We start from the raw sequence: 21269 nt of genomic DNA, 5'->3' as shown, positions 1-21269 counted from the left end.
CCCATGGACCTCGCGACCACCACCGCCGCCTCCGCCGGCGTCTCCTTCGAGCCCTGGCAGGCCGGCCTCGTCATCGTGCTGTGCGCCTTCGCGGCGCTCATCGCCAACGCGGCGCTGGCCGTCTTCAACGACGGCGCGCGCCCCTTCATGCTCGACTACATCCAGGGCCGCTCCACCCGCCCGGCCACGGCCACCATCGTCTTCGGGCTCTCCGCCGGGTTCATCTTCGGACTGGGCGCGCCCATGGCGCTGTCCACCGGCGTCCTCAACCCGTGGCTGGTCTTCCTGCCCGTGGAGATCCTGGGCCTGCTGGCGCCGTGGCGGTGGCTGGCCGCCGGCGCGGGCGCGCTGTGGGGCGCGGTCTGCGTGTTCGGGCTCAACGCCGCCAACCGGGTGGCCACCGGGCTGCCGGTCGACTTCATCAGCGCCCTGCAGGAGATCTCGACGCCGATCCTGTGGCTGTTCGCGATCTTCCCGGTGCTGGCGATCACCCGGCAGTTCGGCCGCACCAAAGGCCTGGTCGCGCTCGTCGCCGAGGCCGCGGTCATCGTGGCGTCGATGCGGCTGTGGCCCGACCTCTTCCCCGGGTCGGCCGCCATGGCGCTGGGCGTGATCCTGCTGCTGGTCTTCGCGGTGCTGCGCGACCGGGCCGCCAAGCGGGCCGAGACCGCCGAACTCGCCGCCAAGACCGAGGAGGAGCGCCGGGCCCACGAGGAGCGGCAGGCCGCCACCGCCGCGGCCTCCGACCAGCTGTTCGGGCCCAGCGCCGACCGGCTGCGCCGCAACGCGCCCTGGCTGGCGGTGCTGGGCGGCCTGGTCGCCGCGCTCGCCGCGAGCGGCGTGTTCGGCGGCGGCGAGGCCACCAGCTTCCTGGTGGCCGACGGCTCCTACACCGAGGCCGCCCAGGTCGACTTCCTGCGGGCGTTCGGGTTCGTGCCGCTGATCGCCACCACCGCGCTGGCCTCGGGCGCCTACGCCATGGCCGGGTTCACGTTCGTCTACCCGGTGGGCTACCTGGTGCACGTGTTCGTCGACTCCTGGCCGCTGGCCATGGGCGCGGCGTTCGTGCTGGGCGCGGTCGTCATGGCGGCCGAGGTCTACCTGCTCAGCGCGCTGGGCCGGTGGCTGCAGCGGCGCCCCAGCATCCGCGACGCCGCCGACCACATCCGCGCCGCCATCACCGAGTCGCTGTCGCTGGCGATCCTGGTGGGCTCGCTCATGGCCGGCCTGGCGATGGGCGAGGGCCTGGGCATCGCCCTGGTCGGCGGGCTCTACCTGTTCAACGAGTCGCTGGGGCGGCCGGTCGTGCGCATGGCCGCCGGCCCGACGGCCGTCATCGCCGCCGGGATCGTGCTCAACCTGCTCCACCTCGTCGGCCTGTTCACCCCCGCCTCATGATGATCCGCACCGTCACCGGGCAGCGGACGGCGCCGGCCGGGGTCGCCGGCGCCGTCCTGGCCCACGAGCACCTGCGGATCGACCTGACCACGCCCGCCGACCCGGCGGCGGCCGTCACCGACGACGCCGCCGTGGTCGCCGAACTGCGCGCGGCCCGCGCCAAGCACGGCCTGGGCCTGGTCGTGGACCTCACCTGCCGGGGCATGGGCCGCGACGTGCGCGCCGTCCGGTCGATCTCCGAGCGCTCCGGGGTGCCCGTGGTCGTGGCGACCGGGTGGTACTACGAGCGGTTCCACCCCGGCGGCGAGCCCGGCGGCTCGGTGGAGCGCGCCGCCGACCTGCTCGTAGCCGAGATCGAGGAGGGCGTGGCCGGCACCGGGATCCGGCCGGGGGTGATCGGCGAGGTCGGCAGCCACGGCCCCGCCGCCACCCCGGCCGAGCGCACCGGGCTGCTGGCCGCCGGGCGCGCCGCCGCGGCCACCGGCCTGCCGGTGGCCACCCACGCCCACCTGGGGCAGGGCGCCCTGGAGCAACTGGACCTGCTCACCGGCGCCGGCGTGCCCCCGCACCGGGTCTCCATCGGCCACCAGGACCTCGCCGAGGACCCCGGCCAGCACCGCGCCATCGCCGAGGCCGGGGCCTACGTCGCCTTCGACACCGTCGGCAAGGCGTCCTACCGCTCCGACGAGCACCGGCTGGCGCTGCTGCTGGACCTGCTGGAGGCCGGGCACGCGCGCCGCGTCCTGCTCAGCAACGACATCTCCCGCGACGCCTACCTGGCCTCGCGCGGCGGCCAGGGGTTCGGCCACGTGCTGGGCCCCTTCCGCCGCGCCCTGGCCGAGCGCGGCGTCGACGAGCCCACACTCGACCTGCTCTACCGGGCCAACGCACTGCGGTGGCTGACCGGAACGGAGGAGTCATGACCGCCAGGGAGGGCGGGCGGCCCGAACTGCCCGCCACCGCGCCCCTGCCCATCGCCACCGCGGCCGACGCCGAGCGCGCCCAGCAGCGCCTCGTCGCGGCCGTGGCGGCGCACCTGCCCGGCGCCGAGCAGTTCCGCGCCGACGCCGGGGTGGTGCCCGGCACCGGCCGCCCCGACACCACCCGCCGGGTCGAGGCGGCGCTGGCCGAGGCCTTCGGCGCCGCCGACGCGTGCCTGGTGCAGGGCGCCGGCACCGGCGCCATCCGCGCCGCGCTGTCGGCGGGGCCCTGGGCCGAGGGCACCCGCCGGATCATCGCCCACGACGCCCCCGACTACTCCACGACCGCCACCACCCTGCGCGACGGCGCGGCCGAGGTGGTGCGCGTGGACTACGAGGACCCCGCCGCCCTGGCGCGGGCGCTGGCCGAGGACCCCGCCCGCTGGGTCTACGTCCAGCACACCCGCCAGCGGCTGGCCGACCGGCACAGCCCGGCCGAGGTCATCGCCGCGGCGCGCGCCGCCGGCCGCGGGGTGGTCGTGGACGACAACTACGCGGTGTACCGCACGCCCCGCACCGGGGTGGAGTTGGGCGCCGACGTGTCGGCGTTCTCGCTGTTCAAGCTGCACGGCCCCGAGGGCGTGGGCGTGGTGCTGGGCGACGCCGAGGTGGTGGCCCGCGCCCGCGCCGCCAACTACTCCGGCGGCGGCCAGGTGCAGGGCCACCAGGCGCTGGCGGCACTCCAGGCGCTGGTCATGGTGCCGCTGAACTGGGCCGCGCAGGCCCGTGCGGCCGTGGAGCTGCGCGACCTGCTGGCGGCGGGCGAGGTGCCCGGCGTGGTCGACGCCCGCCTGGCCAACGCCCAGGACCTGTGCGTGGTGGCGCTGCTGGAGCGCCCGGTCGCCGAGCACGTGCCCGCCTGGGCGGCCCGCCACGGCGCGATCCCCTACCCGGTGGGCTCCAACTCCCGGTTCGAGATCACCCCCCTGGTCTACCGGCTGTCCTCGGCGGCGCTGGCCGCCCGGCCCGACCTGCGCCCGTGGGCGGTGCGCGTCAACCCCATGCGGGCCGGTGCCGGGCTGACCGCCGCGATCCTGCGCGCGGCGCTGGCCGAAGGGGCCGCCTGATGTTCCTGCGGATGACCGAGCGCCGCAACCCCGCCCTCATCGACGCCGCCGTGGCGCTGCACCGCTCCGGCGCCATCGAGCCCGACACCTACGTCATCGACCGCGACACGGTCGAGCACAACGCCGCCGCCCTGGCCGCGGCCGGCGCCGAGCACGGCGTGGGCCTGTGGTTCGTCGCCAAGCAGTACGGGCGCAACCCCCTGGTGACCGCCACGGTCGCCCGCCACCTGCCCTTCGCCGCCGCGATCGACCACCGCGAGGCCGAGGCGGCCGTGGCCGCCGGAGCCCGGCTGGGCAACACCGGGCACCTGGTGCAGACGCCGCGCCGGCTGCTGCCCCGGGTCCTGGCGCACGAGCCCGCCTATGTCACCGTCTTCGACCTGGAGAACCTGGCGGCGGTGGCCGAGGCCGCCGCCGCGCTGGGGCGCCGCCAGCGGGTGCTGCTGCGGGTGCGCGGCGCGCCCGAGACCACGTTCCCGGGCCAGGACGGCGGGTTCGAGGCCGACGGCCTGGCCGACGCGGTGAAGCGCGCCGCGCGCCTGCCGGGGGTGGAGGTCGCCGGCGCCACCGGGTTCCCCTGCATCAGCTTCGACCCCGAGGCGGGCCGCCCCCGGCCCACCGGCACCCTGGAGCGGGTGCGCGCGGCCGCGGCCCTGCTGCGCGACCTGGGGGTGGCCGACCCCGTGCTGTCGCTGCCCAGCCACACCAGTGTGAGCACCGTCCCCTGCATCGCCGCCCTGGGCGGCGCGTTCGGCGAGCCCGGGCACGCCCTGACCGGCACCACCCCCGAGCACGCCGAGGACCCCGGCCTGGCCGAGCGGCCCGCGATCGTCTACGTCTCGGAGGTCGCCCAACTGGGGTCGGCGCCCAGCGTGTTCGGCGGCGGGTTCTACAGCCGGGGCCACGAGCGCGAGGCGCTGATCGCGACCTCGGGCGGCGCGCGGCGGGCCGCGCTGCGCTCGGCCCCGGCCGCCAGCATCGACTACTACCGCCGGTTCGACTGGCTGGAGGAGGGCGCGGGCGCGCATGTCGGCGACACCGCCGTCATGGCGTTCCGCACCCAGGTGTTCGTGACGCGCAGCCGGGTGGCCGTGGTCTCGGGCATCGGCTCCGGGCGGCCCGTCCTCGACGGCGTGTTCGACGCGCTGGGCGGGCGGGTCGCGTGAGCGCGCCGTCCGCCGCACGGCGCCCCGCCGCCTTGCCCCCGGACCCGGCGCGCCGCTCGGCCACCCTGCTGGTCCTGGACGGCCTGGGCGTGGGCGCGCTGCCCGACGCCGCCGACCTGCGGCCCGCCGACGCCGACGCCGACACCCTCGGCGCGGTGGCGCGCTGGTCGCTGGCGCGGCGGGGCCGCCCGCTGGCCGTCCCCCACCTGGCCGGCCTGGGCCTGGCGGCCGTGCGCCCCGACCTGGCCGGCGCGCTGGCGCCGCCCGTCCCGCTGCTGCGCGCGGCCGGCGCCCGCTCCGCGCTGGGCTACCCCGGCGCGGACTCCTTCGCCGGGCACCAGACCCTCATGGGCGCCGACATGTCGCACGTGGTGCTGCGCCGGCTGGCCGAGTCCGCCGAGGAGGTCACCGCCGCGCTGAAGGCGGCCGGGCACCGGGTGGAGCCGCTGGAGGGCGGCCCGGTGCTGGTGGTGGACGGCACGGCGCTGGTGCACGACAACCTGGAGGCCGACCCCGGGCTGAACTGGAACGTCTCGGGCCGGCTGGCCGACGCGGCGTTCGAGGAGATCGTGGCGATCGCGCGCACCGTGCGCGCGGTGGCCCCGGTGGCGCGGGTCATCGCCGTGGGCGGGCACTCCGACGGCCCCCTCGCCGGCGCGGTGCGCGCCGGCGCCGACGGCACGGTCGGACTGGACACCCCGGCCAGTGGGTTCTACCGCAACGGCGGGCTGCGGGTGCTGCACCTGGGCGCCGAGGTCGACCACCGCCGCCAGCTGCACGGCGCCGCCGCGGCCCGCGGCCGGCCGGTGGCGCTCGTGGGCAAGGCCGCCGACCTGCTGCGCACCGACGAGCCGGTCGAGCGCCGCCCCGAGGTCGAGACCGAGCGGATCCTGGGCTCGGTGCGCGAACTGGCGGGCCGGGGCCTGGTGGTGGCCAACGTGCAGCGCACCGACCTGGCCGGGCACTCCCGCGACCCCGAGGCGTTCGCCGACCAGCTCGAACTGGTCGACGCCGCGCTGCCGGGAATAGCGGCGCGGCTGGGCGGCGGCGACCTGCTGGTGGTCACCGGCGACCACGGCAACGACCCCGCGCGGGGCCACCCCTTCCACACCCGCGAGTGGGTGCCGGTGCTGGCCGCCGCGGGCGGAGTGCCCGGGGCGGTGCGCGGCGCCGACCTGGCCACGCTCGCCGACGTGGGCGCCTCGGCCGGCCGGTGGCTGGGGCTGGCCGAGGGCGCGACCGCGTGCGGGACGGCCGCCGACCTGCTCGCGGCCGCGCCCGCCGCGCGCTGAGACCGCCCCGCCCGCGCCGGGGGCGCGGGCGGGGCCCACACGGAGGGGCGGCCGGCGCGGGCTCAGTCGCCCAGGTGGTCGACCACGGCGGCGGTGACGTCCTTGGTGGTGGCCGTGCCGCCGACGTCGCGGGTGAGCACCCCCTGGGCGCAGGCGGCCCGGACGGCGCGCTCGACCCGGTCGGCCTCGGCGGGCAGGCCCAGGTGGCGCAGCATGAGGGCGGCGCTGCCGATGGCGCCCACGGGGTTGCACACGCCCTGCCCGGCGATGTCGGGGGCCGAGCCGTGGACCGGCTCGAACATGCCGGGGAAGCGCCGCTCGGGGTTGAGGTTGGCGCTGGCGGCCAGGCCGAGGCTGCCGGCCAGGGCGCTGCCCAGGTCGGAGAGGATGTCGGCGTGCAGGTTGGAGGCCACCACCACCGACAGGTCCTGGGGCCGCAGCACGAACTTGGCGGCCATGGCGTCGACCAGCACGCTCTCGGTCTCCACGTCGGGGTAGTCGGCGGCCACCCGGGCGAACACCTCGTCCCACAGCACCATGCCGTACTGCTGGGCGTTGCTCTTGGTGACGCTGGAGACCTTGCGGCGGGCGCGGGTGCGCGCCAGGTCGAAGGCGAAGCGCATGATCCGCTCGCAGCCGGCCTCGGTGAACACCGCCGACTGCACCGCCACCTCGGCGCCCGGCCCGCGGCCGGAGAAGTTGCGGCCGCCGAAACCGCCGTACTCGCCCTCGGAGTTCTCGCGGACCACCACCCAGTCAAGGTCTTCGGTGTCGGCGGCGCGCAGCGGGCCGGCGACGCCGGGCAGGAAGTGGACGGGGCGGACGTTGGCCCACTGGTCGAGGTTCTGGCACAGCCGCAGCCGCAGGCCCCACAGGCTGACGTGGTCGGGGACCGTGGGCCAGCCCACGGCGCCGAAGTAGAGGGCGTCGAAGCCGCGGACCCGCTCCAGGCCGTCGTCGTCCATCATGGCGCCGGTACGGGCGTAGTGGTCGCAGCCCCAGGGGAACTCCGTCCAGGCGAACTCCAGGGCGCCGCCGGAGTCGGCGGCGAGGGCGTCGAGGACCTGGCGCCCGGCGGCGACCACCTCGGCGCCCACCCCGTCGCCGGGGATCGCGGCGATACGGAAGCGGCGGGACTGGGTCATGGCTCCTCCATCGGCTCGGCTCGCACGGCGAGTCAACCGCCCGGCCGCCGGCGGCGTCCAAGACCGATCCCCGATACCGCTCATAGGTTCGTCCTATGAATCGCGGCCGCGGGCGCCCTCGGCGACGTAGTCCTCGACCGTCTCCAGGAACGCCTGCGCCGCCGGGGTGAGCCGGGCCGCGCGGCAGACCACGATCACCCGCAGCAGCGACACCGGCTCGATGCGCCGCACCCGCGCCCCCAGCCGCTCGGCGATGGGCCGCCAGGACTCGGGCACCACCGCGTGGCCCAGCCCCGAGAGCACCAGCGGCAGGATCGAGGTGCGGTGGCCGACCTCGGCGGCGATGTGGGCCTCCACCCCGCCGGCCAGGATGTCGTCGACCAGCCGGCGCATGAGGCTGCCGGGCTGGGAGACCACGAGCCGCAGCCCGTCCAGGTCGGCGCGGCCCACCACGGCGGGCGGCGGCGGGCCGTCGCCCGGCGGGGAGAGCAGGACCAGCGGCTGGTCGGCCACGGGCAGCACCCGCATGTCGGCGATCCGGGGGTGTTCGGCCGCCCCGAGCAGGCCGACCTCGGCCGCGCCGGTGCGCACCGCCTGCACGACCTCCTCGGGGGTGAAGGCGCTCTCGGCGCTGACGGTCATCAGCGGGTGGGCCGCGGCGAAGCGGGTCATCAAAGTGGTCAGCGGCTCGATGCCGGGCGAGGGCATGGTGACCAGCGACACGCGGCCGCGCCGCAGGCCCCGGGCGGAGCGGGCGGTCTCGCGCACGGTCTCCAGGTCGCGCAGCACCTGGCGGGCGGGCTCGACGATCCGGGCGCCGGTGTCGGTGAGCACCGCGCCGCGCCCCACCCGGTGGAACAGGTCCACGCCCAGCTCGCGCTCCAGCCCCGCGATGGTCTGCGACAGCGACGGCTGGGCGATGTGCAGGTGCTCGGCCGCCCGCCCGAACCCGCCGTGGTCCACGATGGCCAGGAAGTAGCCCAGCTGGCGAGCGTCCACGTCACTCCTCCTCCTGATTCATAGGGCCAGCCTATGGGTGTCAGAGCGTCTCCGTCATTGACGTGTCCGCGGTCACACGTGAGAGTGATCCAGGCGAACCGACCAAAGGAGACCCCCCATGGCATCGGAGTCCACCCCCGAACCCGGATCCCCCGCACCGCCGCCCGGTCCGGGCACGCGGACCGACGTGGAGCAGGCGCTGCTGGCCGGGCGGTCGCAGCGGGAACTGGCCGAGCAGCGCCTCTCCCCCGCCGAGGAGCGCTTCGAGTCGGGCCGGCGCACCCTGGGCTGGTTCCTGGCGCCGGCGGCCGCGCTCGTGTTCTACTTCCTGCCGCTGGACATGGACCCCACCCAGCAGGCGCTGGCGGCCGTGCTGCTGGGCGTGATCGCGCTGTGGATCTGCGAGAGCGTGCCCATCCCCATCGGCGGCCTGATCGGGGTGGCGGCGGTGGTACTGCTGGGCATCGCCCCGCCCGACGAGGTGCTGGCGCCGTTCGGCTCCACCACGGTGTTCACCTTCATCGGGGTGTTCATCATCGCCCAGGCCATGCTCAAGCACGGCGTGGCCCGGCGCATGGCGTTCTTCATCCTGGCCCTGCCCGGGGTGGGGTCCTCGACCCTGCGGATCGTGCTGGCCTTCGGCGTGATCACCTGCCTGGTCTCCAGCTTCATCTCCAACACCGCCACGGTCGCGATGCTGATGCCCACGGCACTGGGCATCCTGACGGTCATCGCCGGAATGATGCAGGAGCGCGGCCAGGTGCGCCCCGACTTCGACCCCACCCGGCTGCGGGTGGGCGCCGCGCTGATGCTGATGCTGGCCTACGGCGCGAGCGTGGGCGGCCTGCTCACCCCCATCGGCTCCCCGCCCAACCTGATCGGCCGCGCCCTCATCGAGGAGGCCACCGGCGAGCGCATCTCCATGCTCCAGTGGATGGCGGCGGCGCTGCCGATCGTGCTGGCGATGTTCCTGGTCCTGGCCGTGGTGGTGCTGCTGCTCAACCGGCCCGAGGTGCGCCGGATCGAGGGGGTCAACGAGTACATCCACCAGCAGCGCGCCGAGCAGGGCCCGATGAGCCGCGCCGAGCGCAACACCGTCATCGCCTTCGGCATCACCGTGGTGCTGTGGCTGGCCCCGGCCGTGGCCGGCCTGGTGCTGGGCACCGAGGCGCCGCTCTACACGCTGCTGGACGAGCGGCTGGACGAGGGGATCGTCGCGGTCATCGGCGCCTCGCTGCTGTTCGTGCTGCCGGTGGACTGGGGTCAGCGGCGCATGACCCTGGACTGGAGCGACGCCGCCCGCATCGACTGGGGCACCGTGCTGCTGTTCGGCACCGGCATCATCTTCGGCGCGCTGCTGTCCTCCACCGGCCTGGCCGAGACCATCGGCGAGGGGGCGGCCAGCGGGCTGGGGATCGGCAGCGTCTTCGCCATCACCGCGTTCGGGGTGCTCCTGGCGATCCTGGTGTCGGAGACGACGAGCAACACGTCCTCGGCCACCGTGGTGGTGCCGATCGTCATCCCGCTGGCGGCCGCGGCCGGGGTGGACCCGTTCGTGCCGGCCCTGGCGGCCACGTTCGCGGCGTCCTTCGGGTTCATGCTGCCGGTCTCCACACCGCAGAACGCCATCGTCTACGGGTCGGGCTGCGTGGCCCTGCCCCGGATGATCCGCACCGGGATCGTGTTCGACGTCGTGGGCGCGGTGCTGATCATCCTGCTGCTGCCGCTGATGGCGGCGCTGGTGGGCCTGGGCGGCTGAGCCGCCCGCCCCCGCCGGCGCCCGGTGCCCGGAGTCAGCGCGGCGCGGTCGCCTCGGGGGCCGCGCCGCCGTGCGCGCGGGACTCCTCGACCACGCAGTCGGCGCCGCTCAGGCCGCTGAGCCCGGCCGCGTCGGCGGCGAGGCGGCGGTAGGCCGGGCACTGGGTGAAGTCCTCGGCGGTGCACTCCATCAGATGCTCGATCAGCGCCTTGGCCGCCGCCAACTCCTGGAGGCGGCGGTCGAGGTCGGCGTGGTGGCGGGCCAGCAGCGCCCGCCGCTCGGCCCGCCCCGACACGGTGACGACGTCGCGGATCTGCTCCAGGCTCATGCCCGCCGCCTTGCCGCGCAGGATGGTCAGGACCCGCACCGCGTGGTCGGCGGTGTAGCGGCGCCGGCCGCTGACACGGGCGGCGGGCTCCAGCAGGCCCATGGCCTCCCAGTGCCGCAGGACGTGCGGGGCCAGGCCGAAGCGCTCGGCCAGTTCGCCGATGCGCAGCGTCTCAGTTGACTTCATGTTGACATTAACTTGCAGTATTGCCGCCACGTCAAGCGAAACCCCGCGAATGTGGAGGCAGCGATGTATGACGCCGTCATCGTCGGCGGCGGCCCGGCCGGTATGGCCGCGGCCCTGGCCCTGGGGCGGGTCCACCGGACCGTGCTCCTGATCGACAGCGGCGAGGGGCGCAACGCCCCAGCCGCGCACGTGCACAACTTCCTCACCCGCGACGGCACGCCGCCGGGCGAGCTGCGCGCGATCGGGCGGCGCGAACTCGCCGCCTACCCCGGCGTGGAGGTGCGCTCGGGGGCGGTGGCCGACCTCGCGCGGGCGGGCGCGGACGGCACGGTCGACGCGGCGGGCGCGGACGGCGCCGCCGAGCCCCGCTGCTCCGTCGTCCTGGCCGGCGGCGATAGGGCGGATGCGCGGCGGGTGCTGCTGGCCACCGGCCTGGCCGACGACCTGCCCGGCCCGCGCGGGGTGGAGGCGCTGTGGGGGCGCTCCGCGTTCCACTGCCCCTACTGCCACGGCCACGAGTGCGCCGGCCGCCGCGTGGCGGTCCTCGGCGCGGCGCCGCCCCGCGTGCGGCTGGCCCTCCAGCTGAGCCGCTTCGCGGCCGAGGTCGTGCTGTGCACCGGCGGCGAACCCCTGGACGCGGACGCGCGCGCCGCGCTGGCGGCGGCGGGCGCGGCCGTGCGCTGCGAACCCGTGGTCCGCCTGGAGGGCACCGGCGGGCAACTGGAGCAGGTGGCGTTCGAGGGCGGGGCGCCCCTGGCCGCCGACGCGGTGTTCGTGGTCAACGCGCCCCGGCAGCGCAGCGGCCTGGCGGCCCGGCTGGGCTGCGCGGTCTTCGCCGACGGCTGCGTGGAGGTGGACGAGTTCCACCGGACCAGCGTCCCCGGGGTCTACGCGGCGGGCGACATGGCGCGGCGCGCCACCCTGCCCGTGCCGGCGGCGGCGGTCGCCGTCGCGGCGGGGTCCGGGTCGGTGGCCGGCGCCGCGATCGACCAGGACCTGCTCAGCGCCGACTTCGGCCTGCCCCACCCCTTCCCCCGCACGGGGAGCCCGTCGTGACCGCGCCCGCGACCGCCGGGGCGCCCGTCCGCGCCCGCACCGGCCCGGCGACGGCCGGCCTGCTCATCGGCATGCTGCTGTCGGTGCTGGACCAGACGGTGGTGGCCATCGCCCTGCCCGCCATCGCCGCCGACCTGGGCGGCATGGCCGGGATCGGCTGGGTGGTGACCTCCTACCTGCTGGCCTCCACCGCCACCGGGCCCCTCTACGCCCGGCTCAGCGACCGGTTCGGCCGCCGCGCCGTGTTCACCGCCGCCATCACGGTCTTCCTCGCGGGCTCGGCGCTGTGCGGGCTGGCCCAGACCCTGCCCCAGCTCGTGGCGGCCCGCACCGTGCAGGGCCTCGGCGCCGGAGCGCTGTTCGTACTGCCCACCGTCGCGCTCTCGGAGCTGTACCCCCAGCGGCTGCGCGGCCGGGTACAAGGGCTGACCGGCGCGGTGTTCGCGCTGGCCAGCGTGGGCGGGCCGCTGGCGGGCGGCGCCATCACCGACGCCTGGGGCTGGCGGTGGATCTTCCACGTCAACCTGCCGCTGGGCCTGCTCGCCCTCGCGCTCACGGCGTGGGCGCTGCGCCTGCCCCGGCCGCCCGGCGGCGGCGGACGCACCGACCTGGCCGGCGCCGCCCTGCTGGCGGGCGCGACCACGGCGGTGCTGCTGGTGGCCGAGTGGGGCGGCACCGCTTGGGCGTGGACCTCGGGCACGGCACCCGCCCTCGCGGTGGCGGCGGCGGTGCTGGCGGCGCTGTTCGTGTGGCGGGAGCGCCGTGCGCCCGACCCGCTGCTGCCGCCGCGCCTGTTCGCCGTGCCCGCGCTGCGGGTGCTGCTGCCGGCGTGCGGGCTGCTGGGGGTGCTGCTGGGCGGGTCGGTGTTCTTCCTGCCCGCCTTCCTCCAGGCCGCCTACGGCATGGGGGCCACCCAGGCGGGGCTCGCCCTCAACCCCTACGTGCTGGTGTTCATGGCGGTCTCGACGGTGGCGGGGTCGCGCGTCGGCGCCACCGGCCGCTTCACCCCCGTCCTGGTGGCCGGGGCGGTCGTCGCGGCGGCGGGCTTCGTCCTGCTGGGGGCGCTGGGTCCCGGCACGCCCTACGCCGTGTTCGCCGCGGAGATCGCGCTGCTGGGCGCGGGGTTCGGGCTGCTGATGCAGAACCTGGTGGTGGCCGCGCAGAACGCCGCCGCACCGGCCGACCTGGCCGCCGTCAGCTCGGCGGCCGTGGTGGTGCGCGGCCTGGGGCTCGCGCTGGGTGTGGCGGCCTTCAGCGGCCTGCTCACCCGGGAACTGGCGGGTGCCGCCGGCCCGGAGGCGACGGCGGCGGCCGTGCCCGACGTGCTGCTGTGGGGCGCGCCGGCCGCCGCCGCGCTGGCCGCCCTGCTGCTCCTGCTGCGCGGGGCGCCCGCGCGCGGGGGCGCGCGGCCGGAGGCGGGCTGAGGTGTGCGGAGCGCCCCGCGCGGGGGGCGCTCCGCACCCGCCGACCGGGGTCAGGCCAGAACCTGCGCCGACACCCCGGGGTCGGAGAGGAAGGCGGTGTGGCCCGCGCAGCCCGCGTAGCGGTTGTCGGCGCCGGTGAGGGCGACGTTGGCGCTGGGGCGGACGATGAGGTCGCACGGCGAGCGGAAGGTCGTGTGGCTCACGGCGTCCGGGGTGGTTGGCGGCGCTGCCGCCCTAGCCGTGCGCGAAGACGACGAGGGCGCGCTCCTGGGCGTGCGCGTCCGCCGGCACGGCGGCGGCGGCCGACAGCGCCGCGGCGGACGGCAGGGCGGTGAGAACGGCCCGCATCGGCGGGTCCTCCTTCGGGCGGGGGCTCCCGGTCTCGGCAGGCGCGGCCTTCGGGCGCACCCGCCGAAGCACCGGTCGCGCGCCCGAAGGGGCCGTCCGCCACCGGCGGCTTGGGCGGGGCGCGTGTTTGCGGCCGGTGGCGCCGGTTAGGGCAACTCCCACGCAAGGAAGCGTCACGCACGGGCAAAGGCCGTGCGGGATTCGACGCCGGAGCAACGACCAGAGGGGGTAACCGGCATGGACAGCCGCGAGCATCTTGTCGTCTGGCTGAACGACGCCTACGCCATGGAGAAGGCGCTGGAGGAGACCCTGGAGTCCCACGCCAAGGACGCCGAGGGCGACCCCGACGTGCACGCCCGCATCCTGCGCCACATCGACGAGACCCGCGAGCAGGCGCAGACCATGCGGGAGTGCGTGGAGTCGCTGGGCGGCAGCGTCTCGGGCGCCAAGTCGGTGGTCGGCAACCTGTTCGGCACCGGCCAGGCCGTGTTCAACAAGCCGCTCAAGGACACCCTGGTCAAGAACGCGCTGGCCGACTACGCGGCCGAGCACTTCGAGATCGCCTGCTACCGCGCGCTGATCGAGGCCGCGCACAGCCTGGGCGAGGACGCGATCGCCGCGCGCCTCACCCCGATCCTGCGCCAGGAGGAGGACATGGCGCGGTTCCTGGAGGAGCGCCTGCCGATGACGGTGCGCGCCGCCCTCGCCAAGGGCTGAGGCGGTCCGGCCTTCACCCGCCTCACCCCCGCACACGCGTCCGGCCCCGCACCGCCCCGGTGCGGGGCCGGACGCGTTCGGGAGGGGCGGCGGGCGCCTCCGGGGTCTCGGTCCGGTTCCGGGTGTCAACGCGGGCGCGGGTTTGCGATGATGCGGTGCAGGGAGCGCGCACCGGAGCGGAGGGATGCCATGGCGGAGCCGCCGGGGCCCGAGGGTCCCCTGCGGGTGGGGCCCTACACCGTGCTGGAGCGGCTGAGCGAGGGCCCGTACGGGCGGACGTACCTGGCCGCCGGGCGTGGGCGAGGACGCGTCGCCGTCACACTCCTGGACGGGGCCATCGCGCAGGATCCCGACCTGCGGCACCGCCTGGCCCGGGAGGTGGCCGCGGCGCGCCGGATCCCCGGCGCCCGCATCGCCGCCGTGCTCGACGCCGACACCATGGCCGACCCCCCGTGGGTCGCCACCGCCTTCGTGGCCGGGCTGCCCCTGGACGCGGTGGTCGGCCGGCACGGCCCCCTGCCGGCCGCGACGGTGGCCGTGCTCGGGGCCGGGGCGGCCGAGGGCCTGGCGGCCGAGCACGCGGCAGGGCTGCTGCGCGGCCGGATGCTGCCCGCCGATGTCACCGTGGCCGCCGACGGGCCGGTCCTGGTGTCCCCCGCGGTCGTCCGCGCGGCGGCCGCCGGGGCGACCATGACCGGCGCGGTACTGGGCGCGCCGGACTTCCTCCCCCCCGAGACGCTGATGAGCCTGCCCGCCGGGTCGGCCGCCGACGTGTTCTCCCTGGCCTGTGTCCTGGTCTACGCCGCCACGGGGCGCTCCCCGTTCGCGGCCGAGCCGGAGACGGCCGCGGCCTACCGGGTCATCTACGCGGCCCCCGACCTGGCGGGCGTGCCCGCCGCGCTGGTGGGCCCGCTCGGCGCGGCCCTGGACAAGGACCCCGACCGGCGGCCTGCGGCGGCGGAACTGGCCGAGGCGCTTGAAGCGGTCGAGGCGCCCTTCCCCGGGGAAGGCTGGCTACCCGATCCCGTCGCCCGTGAGGTGGCCGACGCGCACCCGGCACAGGGCTCCGTCGCCGACAGCGCGACCCGGGACGCCCGGCTCAAGGCCCGGCCCGCCACCCTGGTGCCGCTGCCGGGGCCGCCCGTGGTCCCGGCCGCCCCGCCCGTGCGGCGCGGCCCCGCGCCCCCTCCCCCGCCGCCCGCCGGCGACGGCCCCGCGCGGGTCGCGCGAGCGGCGCGGCGGCGGCTCGCCGCCCGGGGCGCGTTCAGCGCGTGGGACATGTCCGGCGCGACGGCCCTGGACACCCGCCTGGCCCCGCCGCCGCGCCGCCACGCACCGCCGCCCCGCCTGGTGGGGCGCCCGGAGCCGCGCTCGGGCGCGCCGTCCCCCGGGTACGCCGACGCCGCCGACCCTGTGGGCGACGAGGAGGTCTTCTATCTCCTGGATCGCGACCTCGACGGCGCGGCCGACGGGGGCCGAGGGCCGTCCGACACGGCCGACCCCCGCGCCGGCGGCGAGACCGAGCCCCCGCCCTGGGCGGTCGGCCCGGACGTGCCCGGCGTGCCCAGCGCCGAGCCCGCGCACACGGACGCGGGCGCGGGGCGGCGGACCGGTCTTCTCCCCGCCCTGCTCGCCGGGGCCGGCGCCCTGGTCCTGGCCGTGGTGGTGGGCACCGTCTCCTCCGAGCAGGCGTCCCCCCTGGTCCTCGCGGTCCTGGGCGCGGTGGCGGCGGCCGGGCTCGCGGTGCCGACGGCCGTCCTGACACGCATGCGCCCCCTCCGCCGCCGGCGCCGGGGCGGCGCCGGCGGCACACCCCCCAGCGGTTCCACGGAGTCGGAGAGTTCGGAGTGACCGAGAAGACGGACGGCCCGGGCGGGCTGGTGGAGCTGGAGCGCCTCCGGTTCGACCACCAGGTCGCGATGGACATCCGGGAGCAGGACCGCGCCGACCGCGAACTGGAATTGCGCGCGCGGATCGCCGGGCGCGGCCAGGTCTTCGGCCTGGTGTCGCTGTTCGCCATCCTCGGCACGGCGATCACCCTGGGCCTGCTCGGCCAGGAGTGGGCGGCGGCCGGGGTCGGGCTGCCGGGCGTGGCGATGATCGTGGGCGTGTTCGTCAGCGGCCGGCTGCGCGCGCCCGAACCGCTGCCCGGCGCGGACCCGGCGGGCACGCAGGCGCCCTGAGAGGGGGGCGCCCGCGTGCCCGGCAGTGGTCACGGCCGCTGTTGCGGGACCGCCGCTCAGGCGGCGGGCAGGCCGGTCAGCTCGTTGGACGCCTCCGGCAGCTCCGCCTCCGTCGTGACCTCACCGGTGGCGATGTCCACGGCGTAGACCTTCTTCTCGCCGGGCTCGGTCACATAGGCGGTGCCCCCGCGCACGTACAGCGTGGGGCGGGGGTCCTGCCACTCCAGGGGCTCGCTCCACTCGCCCACCACGGGGTGGGAGGCGGTGACCTCGCCGGCGGCCATGTCGATCACGTGCAGCGCGCCGTCGGTGCCCAGCACCAGCCCCTCTCCCTCGGGGCCGCGCCCCAGCGAGCGGAAGCTGTAGCTGGTGCCCAGGTCGACCAGCTCCAGCTCGCCGCTCTCGGTGTCGATGACCGAGACGCGCTCGGGCCGCTCCAGCTCGGCGTCGGGGTCGGTCTTGTAGTCGCCCAGGACGTAGGGCGAGTCCTCGTGCCCGGCCTGGTTGCCGATGCGGCCGTAGTCGTCGGGGCTGTCGACCTTGGTGATGTCGCCGCCGGAGTAGACCAGCACGCCGTCCTCGCAGCCGATCACCACGGCCTCGCCGCGCGCGGTGGCCTCGCCGTGCACGCCGGGGCACTCCTCGCTGCGGGCGGTCTCCACGCCTTCGGCGTCGAGGACCTGGATGCCGGGGCGCTCCTCCTCGTCGCCGAGGGTCACGACCATCTCGCCGTTCTCCAGCACCAGCGCGACACCGTGGTGGGGGTGCTCGGTGGTGTGCGTGTCGGCCTCGGGCAGGCCCTCTCCCAGGTCGGCGGGGTCGAAGACGGTGACCTCGCCCGTGCCGTCGGAGAACAGCGCGGTCCGCCCGGCGTGGTGGACGACGTGGCCGGGCTCGGGGGCGGGGAACTCGTCGTCGGTCAGCCGCGCGCCGGCGGCGTCCAGGACGCGGAACCCCGAGGAGGTCGACACGAGCACGTGGCGGTCGTCGCCCGCGGGGTTGACCCGGTTGAAGCCCTCCAGCGGGATGTCCTCGACCACCTCCAGGGTCGTGCCGTCGAGGACGTAGAGGCCGCCGTCGTAGGTGGCGACGAGTGCGTCGGCGACCTCGGCGCCGGGCCGCGCGGACTCCTCGGGCGCGGCGCCGGTGCCGGCGCCGCCGGAGCCGCAGGCCGCGGTGGCGGCCAGGCCCAGCACGGCCAGGGCCGACAGCGCCGCCCGGCCGCCCCGCCGGGCGGCGGGGCGGGGACGGAGGGGACCGCCGGAGAGGCGGGGCGGGTGGGGCAGGTGGGGCATGGTGCACGTCCGTTTCTCGGTGTTGCGGGGTGGGGGACCCGGTCGGGCCGCCCCGGAGCGCGGGGGGTGGGGTGGCGCCGGGGACGCCGGCTCAGCCGGTCAGGCCCTCGGCGATGGCGTCGGTGTTGTGGCGGGTCATCTCCAGGTAGGTGGCCGCGCCGCCGTCGGGCCCGGTCAGCGACTCGGAGAACAGCGGCACGACCTCGATCTCCAGCCCGGCCTCCTCGGCCATGACCCGGGCCAGGCGGTCGGGCTGGGAGGAGTCGGCGAACACGGCGGGCACCCCGGACTCCTCCACGGCGGTGGCCAGGGAGTCCAGGTCGGAGCCGCTGGGCGAGGCCAGGGTGGTGCCGCTGGGGATGACCGCGCCGACCACCTCGAAGTCGTAGCGCTGGGCCAGGTAGCCGAACACGTGGTGGTTGGTGACGAGGCGGCGCCGGTCGTCGGGGATGGCGCCGAACCGCTCCTGGGCGTGGGCGTGCGCCTCCTCGACCCGCTCGCGGTAGGCGCGGGCGTTGGCGCGGACCCGGTCGGGGTCCACGCCCCCGACCTGCTCGACCACGGCGTCGGCGATGAGGTCGACCGCCTCGCCGGCGCGCACCGGGTCGGTCCAGAAGTGCGGGTCGGGCGCTCCGGCGGTCTCGCCCTCGGTGTAGGAGATGGGGTCCACGCCCTCCCCCACCGCCAGGGAGGGGGTGCCGGCCGCCTCGGCGGCCTCGACGTTGCGCAGCACGCCCTCCTCCAGGCCCAGGCCGTTGTAGACGATAAGGGCGGCGTCCTCCAGTTCGGCGGCCTGGCGGGCGGAGACGGCGAACGAGTGGGGGTCGGCGTTGGGCCGCATCAGCACGGTCACCTCGGCCTCGTCGCCGACGACGTTGCGGGTGAGGTCGCCCAGGATGTTGGTGGTGACCACGATCCCGGAGCGCTCTGCGGCGATCGCGCCGCAGCCGGAGAGGGCGGTGGCGGCGGCCAGGGCGAGCAGCGCGGCCCCGGCCGCCGCGCGGCGGGGGGCGGCGGGCCGGCGGTCCGGCCGGGGGGTCACCATCCCGTCTCCACCATGAGGTCGGGGCTGAAGCCGAGGTCGAAGGTGCGGGCCAGGCGCAGGTCGTCGTTGTAGTCGATCTCGTGGACGGCGTCGGCGGCGGGTTCGTTGACGTAGGCGCGGTTGGTGTCGATGAGGACGGCGGCGCCCTCGGGCGCCTCGTCCATCAGCTCGGCGGCGGCGGTCTGTTCGCCGGTGGCCGGGTCGTAGGCGCGCAGGGTGCCGTCCTCGCCCAGGACCAGCACCGGCAGCTCCTCCCCGGCCGCGCTGACGGCGGCGGCGGGGCCGGTGTCGAGGTGGGTCCAGGCGCGTTCGCCGACGTCGAGCACCCAGACGCCGCCGTCGCCGCCCCCGGCCGCGCCCGCCAGGACGGCGGCGCCGGGGCGGTGGTGGAAGGCGGTGACCGGGCCGGCGGGGGCGCCGTCGGGGTAGGGGACGGTGTCGGCGGTCCAGGCGCCGTCGTCCTCGGTGAGGACCAGGGCGCCGTCGGCGCAGCCCAGGACCGCGCCGCGCCGGGTCAGCGCCTGGCCGGCGGGGTCGGGGCAGCGCGCGTCGACGGCGGTGCCGGCGGTGCCGGCGGGTTCGCCGTCGCGGTCGAGCACCGTGACGGCGCCGTCGGCGCCCACCGCCACCACGTGCCCTCCGTAGGGCAGTGCGGCGGCACCCTCGCGGGCGGCGGGCTCGCCGGTCCCGCCCTCCTCCAGGGCGGCGCGGTCCAGCAGCCGCACGCCCGCCCGCGAGGTCAGCGCGGCGGTCGTGGTGTCGGCGGCCGCCTGGATCGGGCCCTCGGCCTCGACCTCGCCGACCACCGCGGGGTCGGCGCGGTAGTAGTGCACGTGGTCGCCGTGGTCCACGGTCCAGGTGCCGCTGTCGAGCACGACGGCGCCGCTGCCGGTGCCGAAGTAGGCGAACCGGCCGTCGGCGGCGGCCTCCTCGGCGCCGGGCGCCGAGCCGACCTCGGTCACCTCCTCGGTGGCGGGGTCGAGCATGTGCAGGGCGCCGGTGCCGGTGTCGGCCATGACCAGGCGCCACTGCGCCTCGGCGGTCTCCTCGGCCCCCTCGACGTAGCCGTGGGGGGTGGCGGTCTCCTCGGGCGCCGCGCCGCCGCCGGTGGCGCCGCCGCAGCCGGTGGCCAGCAGCCCTCCGGCGGCGCAGGCGAGGACCGCTCTGGTTGTGCTGCCCAGCTTCATGGTGGGGACTCGTGCTCCTTGTCGCGGTGCGGGGATGGGGTGCGGGGGGCGTCGGGGGGTGGGGAGTGGGGCGCGGCCGGACCTGTCAGGGGGCGGCGGCCGCCGCGCGGGCGGGCCGGTGGTCGCGCACGCGGGCGGCCAGGGCGGAGAGGAAGAACAGGCCGACGGCGACGGCGGCGATGGTGGCCCCGGCCGCGGTGTCCAGGTGCCAGGAGAGGACCAGGCCGGCGGCGGTGGCGGCCGCGCCCAGCAGGGCGGCGCCGAGCATGATCGCCGGGACGCGCCGCGCCCACAGGGCCATGGCGGCGGGCGGCGCGATGAGCAGGCCGAAGACCAGCAGGGTGCCCACGACGTGGAAGGACGCGACGATCGCCAGCGTGACCAGCCCGACCATGGCGGTGTGCGCCAGGCGGGGTGCCAGGCCCAGGGTCTGGGCCTTGCGGGGGTCGAACGCCAGGGCGACGAACGCCCGGTGGCCCAGCAGGGACATCGCGGCGGCGGCCGCCGCGGCCGCCGCCAGGACGGCGAGGTCGGCGGGCCGCACGGCCAGGACGTCGCCGAACAGGAACCCGGTGAGGTCGACGGCGAAGGACTGGGAGCGGGACACGATGATCACGCCCAGCGCCAGCATGCCCACGAAAAGCAGGCCGATGGCGGTGTCAGTGGAGAGCCGGGACCACCGGGTCACCGCGCTGACCCCCAGCGCCATGGCCACCGCGCTCAGCGCCGCGCCCACGAACAGGTTGCCGCCCAGCAGGGAGGCCAGGGCCACGCCGGGCAGCATGCCGTGGGACATCGCGTCGCCGAGGAACGCCATGCCGCGCAGCACCACCCAGGTGCCGGCCAGGGCGCAGGTGCCCGCGACGAGGAGTCCGCCCCACAGTGCCCGCGCGACGAAGGACGCCTCGAACGGGTCGGTCAACCATTCCATACGCACGACTGTACGATGAAAACGATTATCGTTGTCAATCTGGGGGTGCAGTGGAACAGCACACACCGACCGCCGTCGACCTGCGCGGGGTCCACGCGGCCCACGGCTCCACCGCCGTGCTGCACGACGTGCGCGCCGCGATCCCCGCGGGCCGGGTCACCGCCGTGGTGGGGCCCAACGGCTCGGGCAAGTCCACGCTGCTGGGCGTGCTGGCCGGGGTGCACGCGCCCTCGTCCGGCACCGTGGCGCGCTTCCACACCGGGCGCCCGGCCCTGGTCGTGCAGCACAGCGCCGTGCCCGACACCCTGCCGGTGACCGTGGCCGACACCGTCGCCATGGGCCGGTGGGCGCACCGGGGGCCGTGGCGGCGCCTCACCGCCGAGGACCGCGCGATCGTGGCGGAGTGCATGGCGCGGCTGGGCATCGCCGACCTCGCCCGCCGCCGCCTGGGCTCGCTGTCGGGCGGGCAGCGCCAGCGCGCGCTGCTGGCCCAAGGGCTGGCCCAGCAATCCGACCTCCTGCTGCTGGACGAGCCCTCCACCGGGCTCGACACCGCCGCCCAGCAGGCGGTCCTGGACACGGTGGCCGCCCTGCGCGACGAAGGGGTCACCGTCGTCCACGCCACCCACGACCCCGCCGTGGCGCGCGGCGCCGACCACGTCCTGCGCCTGCGCCAGGGCCGCCTCGTCCCCGAGGCGGAGTCCGCGCCCGCCTTGGGCTGAGGGGCGGCGGGGCGCGGGCGGGGTTCGGAGCGGGGTTCGAA

General features: G+C 76.8%; 20 protein-coding genes. 12 read left to right on the top strand and 8 right to left on the bottom strand.

Features of this window, described 5'->3' with window-relative positions; genetic code table 11:
• The first annotated feature begins 3 nt into the window (after positions 1–3).
• The 5 genes from HNR12_RS26795 to HNR12_RS26775 are packed head-to-tail and all read left to right on the top strand — an operon-like array spanning position 4 to position 5903.
• Positions 4–1398: a YhfT family protein gene (locus HNR12_RS26795; RefSeq protein ID WP_179770149.1), complete on the top strand. Its 1395-nt coding sequence runs from the start codon at positions 4–6 to the stop codon at positions 1396–1398.
• Entirely contained in the window at positions 1395–2321 is a 927-nt protein-coding gene (locus HNR12_RS26790; protein ID WP_179770148.1) for a phosphotriesterase family protein, read from the top strand. The genes HNR12_RS26795 and HNR12_RS26790 overlap by 4 nt, the downstream gene beginning before the upstream one ends.
• Positions 2318–3445 carry an aminotransferase class V-fold PLP-dependent enzyme gene (locus HNR12_RS26785; protein ID WP_179770147.1) on the top strand — a complete coding sequence of 376 codons (1128 nt, stop codon included), beginning with the start codon at positions 2318–2320 and terminating at the stop codon, positions 3443–3445. Before HNR12_RS26790 ends, HNR12_RS26785 begins: the two co-directional genes overlap by 4 nt.
• Positions 3445–4611, top strand: a complete 1167-nt coding sequence (locus HNR12_RS26780; protein WP_179770146.1) for an alanine racemase — start codon at positions 3445–3447, stop codon at positions 4609–4611. The genes HNR12_RS26785 and HNR12_RS26780 overlap by 1 nt, the downstream gene beginning before the upstream one ends.
• Before the next feature lie 32 nt (positions 4612–4643).
• Entirely contained in the window at positions 4644–5903 is a 1260-nt protein-coding gene (locus HNR12_RS26775) for a phosphopentomutase (protein WP_218902060.1), read from the top strand.
• 62 nt (positions 5904–5965) lie between these two features.
• Here the strand turns inward: HNR12_RS26775 and HNR12_RS26770 are convergent, their stop codons facing one another.
• Entirely contained in the window at positions 5966–7048 is a 1083-nt protein-coding gene (locus HNR12_RS26770) for a tartrate dehydrogenase (protein WP_179770145.1), read from the bottom strand.
• Positions 7049–7141: 93 nt separating this feature from the next.
• A complete protein-coding gene (locus tag HNR12_RS26765; RefSeq protein ID WP_179770144.1) occupies positions 7142–8047 on the bottom strand; it encodes a LysR family transcriptional regulator in 906 nt (301 codons plus the stop codon).
• A 118-nt stretch (positions 8048–8165) separates the two neighbouring features.
• Between HNR12_RS26765 and HNR12_RS26760 the strand changes: the two genes are divergently transcribed.
• Positions 8166–9806: an SLC13 family permease gene (locus tag HNR12_RS26760; protein ID WP_179770143.1), complete on the top strand. Its 1641-nt coding sequence runs from the start codon at positions 8166–8168 to the stop codon at positions 9804–9806.
• A gap of 34 nt (positions 9807–9840) precedes the next feature.
• Here HNR12_RS26760 and HNR12_RS26755 read toward each other — a convergent pair whose 3' ends face one another.
• Positions 9841–10320, bottom strand: coding sequence for a MerR family transcriptional regulator (locus HNR12_RS26755; RefSeq protein WP_179770142.1), 480 nt, complete (start codon positions 10318–10320; stop codon positions 9841–9843).
• A 63-nt stretch (positions 10321–10383) separates the two neighbouring features.
• Here HNR12_RS26755 and HNR12_RS26750 point away from each other — a divergent pair, with 63 nt between their 5' ends.
• On the top strand, positions 10384–11376 hold the full coding sequence (locus HNR12_RS26750; protein ID WP_179770141.1) for an NAD(P)/FAD-dependent oxidoreductase: 993 nt from the start codon (positions 10384–10386) through the stop codon (positions 11374–11376).
• The gene (locus HNR12_RS26745) at positions 11373–12800 is read left to right on the top strand and encodes an MFS transporter (RefSeq protein WP_179770140.1); all 1428 of its coding nucleotides are present in this window, start codon (positions 11373–11375) and stop codon (positions 12798–12800) included. Before HNR12_RS26750 ends, HNR12_RS26745 begins: the two co-directional genes overlap by 4 nt.
• A gap of 50 nt (positions 12801–12850) precedes the next feature.
• Here HNR12_RS26745 and HNR12_RS26740 read toward each other — a convergent pair whose 3' ends face one another.
• Positions 12851–13003 carry a hypothetical protein gene (locus tag HNR12_RS26740; protein WP_179770139.1) on the bottom strand — a complete coding sequence of 51 codons (153 nt, stop codon included), beginning with the start codon at positions 13001–13003 and terminating at the stop codon, positions 12851–12853.
• Between the two features lie 382 nt (positions 13004–13385).
• Between HNR12_RS26740 and HNR12_RS26735 the strand changes: the two genes are divergently transcribed.
• From HNR12_RS26735 to HNR12_RS26725, 3 genes are all read left to right on the top strand, one after another.
• Positions 13386–13865: a YciE/YciF ferroxidase family protein gene (locus tag HNR12_RS26735; RefSeq protein WP_179770138.1), complete on the top strand. Its 480-nt coding sequence runs from the start codon at positions 13386–13388 to the stop codon at positions 13863–13865.
• A gap of 189 nt (positions 13866–14054) precedes the next feature.
• The gene (locus tag HNR12_RS26730; protein ID WP_179770137.1) at positions 14055–15716 is read left to right on the top strand and encodes a serine/threonine protein kinase; all 1662 of its coding nucleotides are present in this window, start codon (positions 14055–14057) and stop codon (positions 15714–15716) included.
• Positions 15713–16048: a hypothetical protein gene (locus tag HNR12_RS26725; RefSeq protein ID WP_179770136.1), complete on the top strand. Its 336-nt coding sequence runs from the start codon at positions 15713–15715 to the stop codon at positions 16046–16048. Before HNR12_RS26730 ends, HNR12_RS26725 begins: the two co-directional genes overlap by 4 nt.
• Positions 16049–16104: 56 nt before the next feature.
• Here HNR12_RS26725 and aztD read toward each other — a convergent pair whose 3' ends face one another.
• The 4 genes from aztD to aztB form a co-directional block, all read right to left on the bottom strand.
• The gene (aztD, locus tag HNR12_RS26720) at positions 16105–17343 is read right to left on the bottom strand and encodes a zinc metallochaperone AztD (protein WP_246425178.1); all 1239 of its coding nucleotides are present in this window, start codon (positions 17341–17343) and stop codon (positions 16105–16107) included.
• A gap of 91 nt (positions 17344–17434) precedes the next feature.
• Positions 17435–18388 (bottom strand): zinc ABC transporter substrate-binding protein AztC, encoded by a 954-nt coding sequence (aztC, locus tag HNR12_RS26715; protein ID WP_179770135.1) that lies wholly within the window; start codon positions 18386–18388, stop codon positions 17435–17437.
• Positions 18382–19575: a hypothetical protein gene (locus HNR12_RS26710; protein WP_179770134.1), complete on the bottom strand. Its 1194-nt coding sequence runs from the start codon at positions 19573–19575 to the stop codon at positions 18382–18384. The genes aztC and HNR12_RS26710 overlap by 7 nt, the downstream gene beginning before the upstream one ends.
• An 85-nt stretch (positions 19576–19660) precedes the next feature.
• Positions 19661–20506 carry a zinc ABC transporter permease AztB gene (aztB, locus tag HNR12_RS26705; RefSeq protein WP_179770133.1) on the bottom strand — a complete coding sequence of 282 codons (846 nt, stop codon included), beginning with the start codon at positions 20504–20506 and terminating at the stop codon, positions 19661–19663.
• A gap of 50 nt (positions 20507–20556) precedes the next feature.
• On the opposite strand from aztB, the gene aztA reads away from it, so the two are divergent.
• The gene (gene aztA / locus HNR12_RS26700) at positions 20557–21228 is read left to right on the top strand and encodes a zinc ABC transporter ATP-binding protein AztA (RefSeq protein WP_179770132.1); all 672 of its coding nucleotides are present in this window, start codon (positions 20557–20559) and stop codon (positions 21226–21228) included.
• The last annotated feature ends 41 nt before the right edge of the window (positions 21229–21269 follow it).

It is taken from the genome of Streptomonospora nanhaiensis (assembly GCF_013410565.1).
Lineage (GTDB): Bacteria > Actinomycetota > Actinomycetes > Streptosporangiales > Streptosporangiaceae > Streptomonospora > Streptomonospora nanhaiensis.
This window is presented reverse-complemented; position numbering and strand designations above follow the sequence as displayed.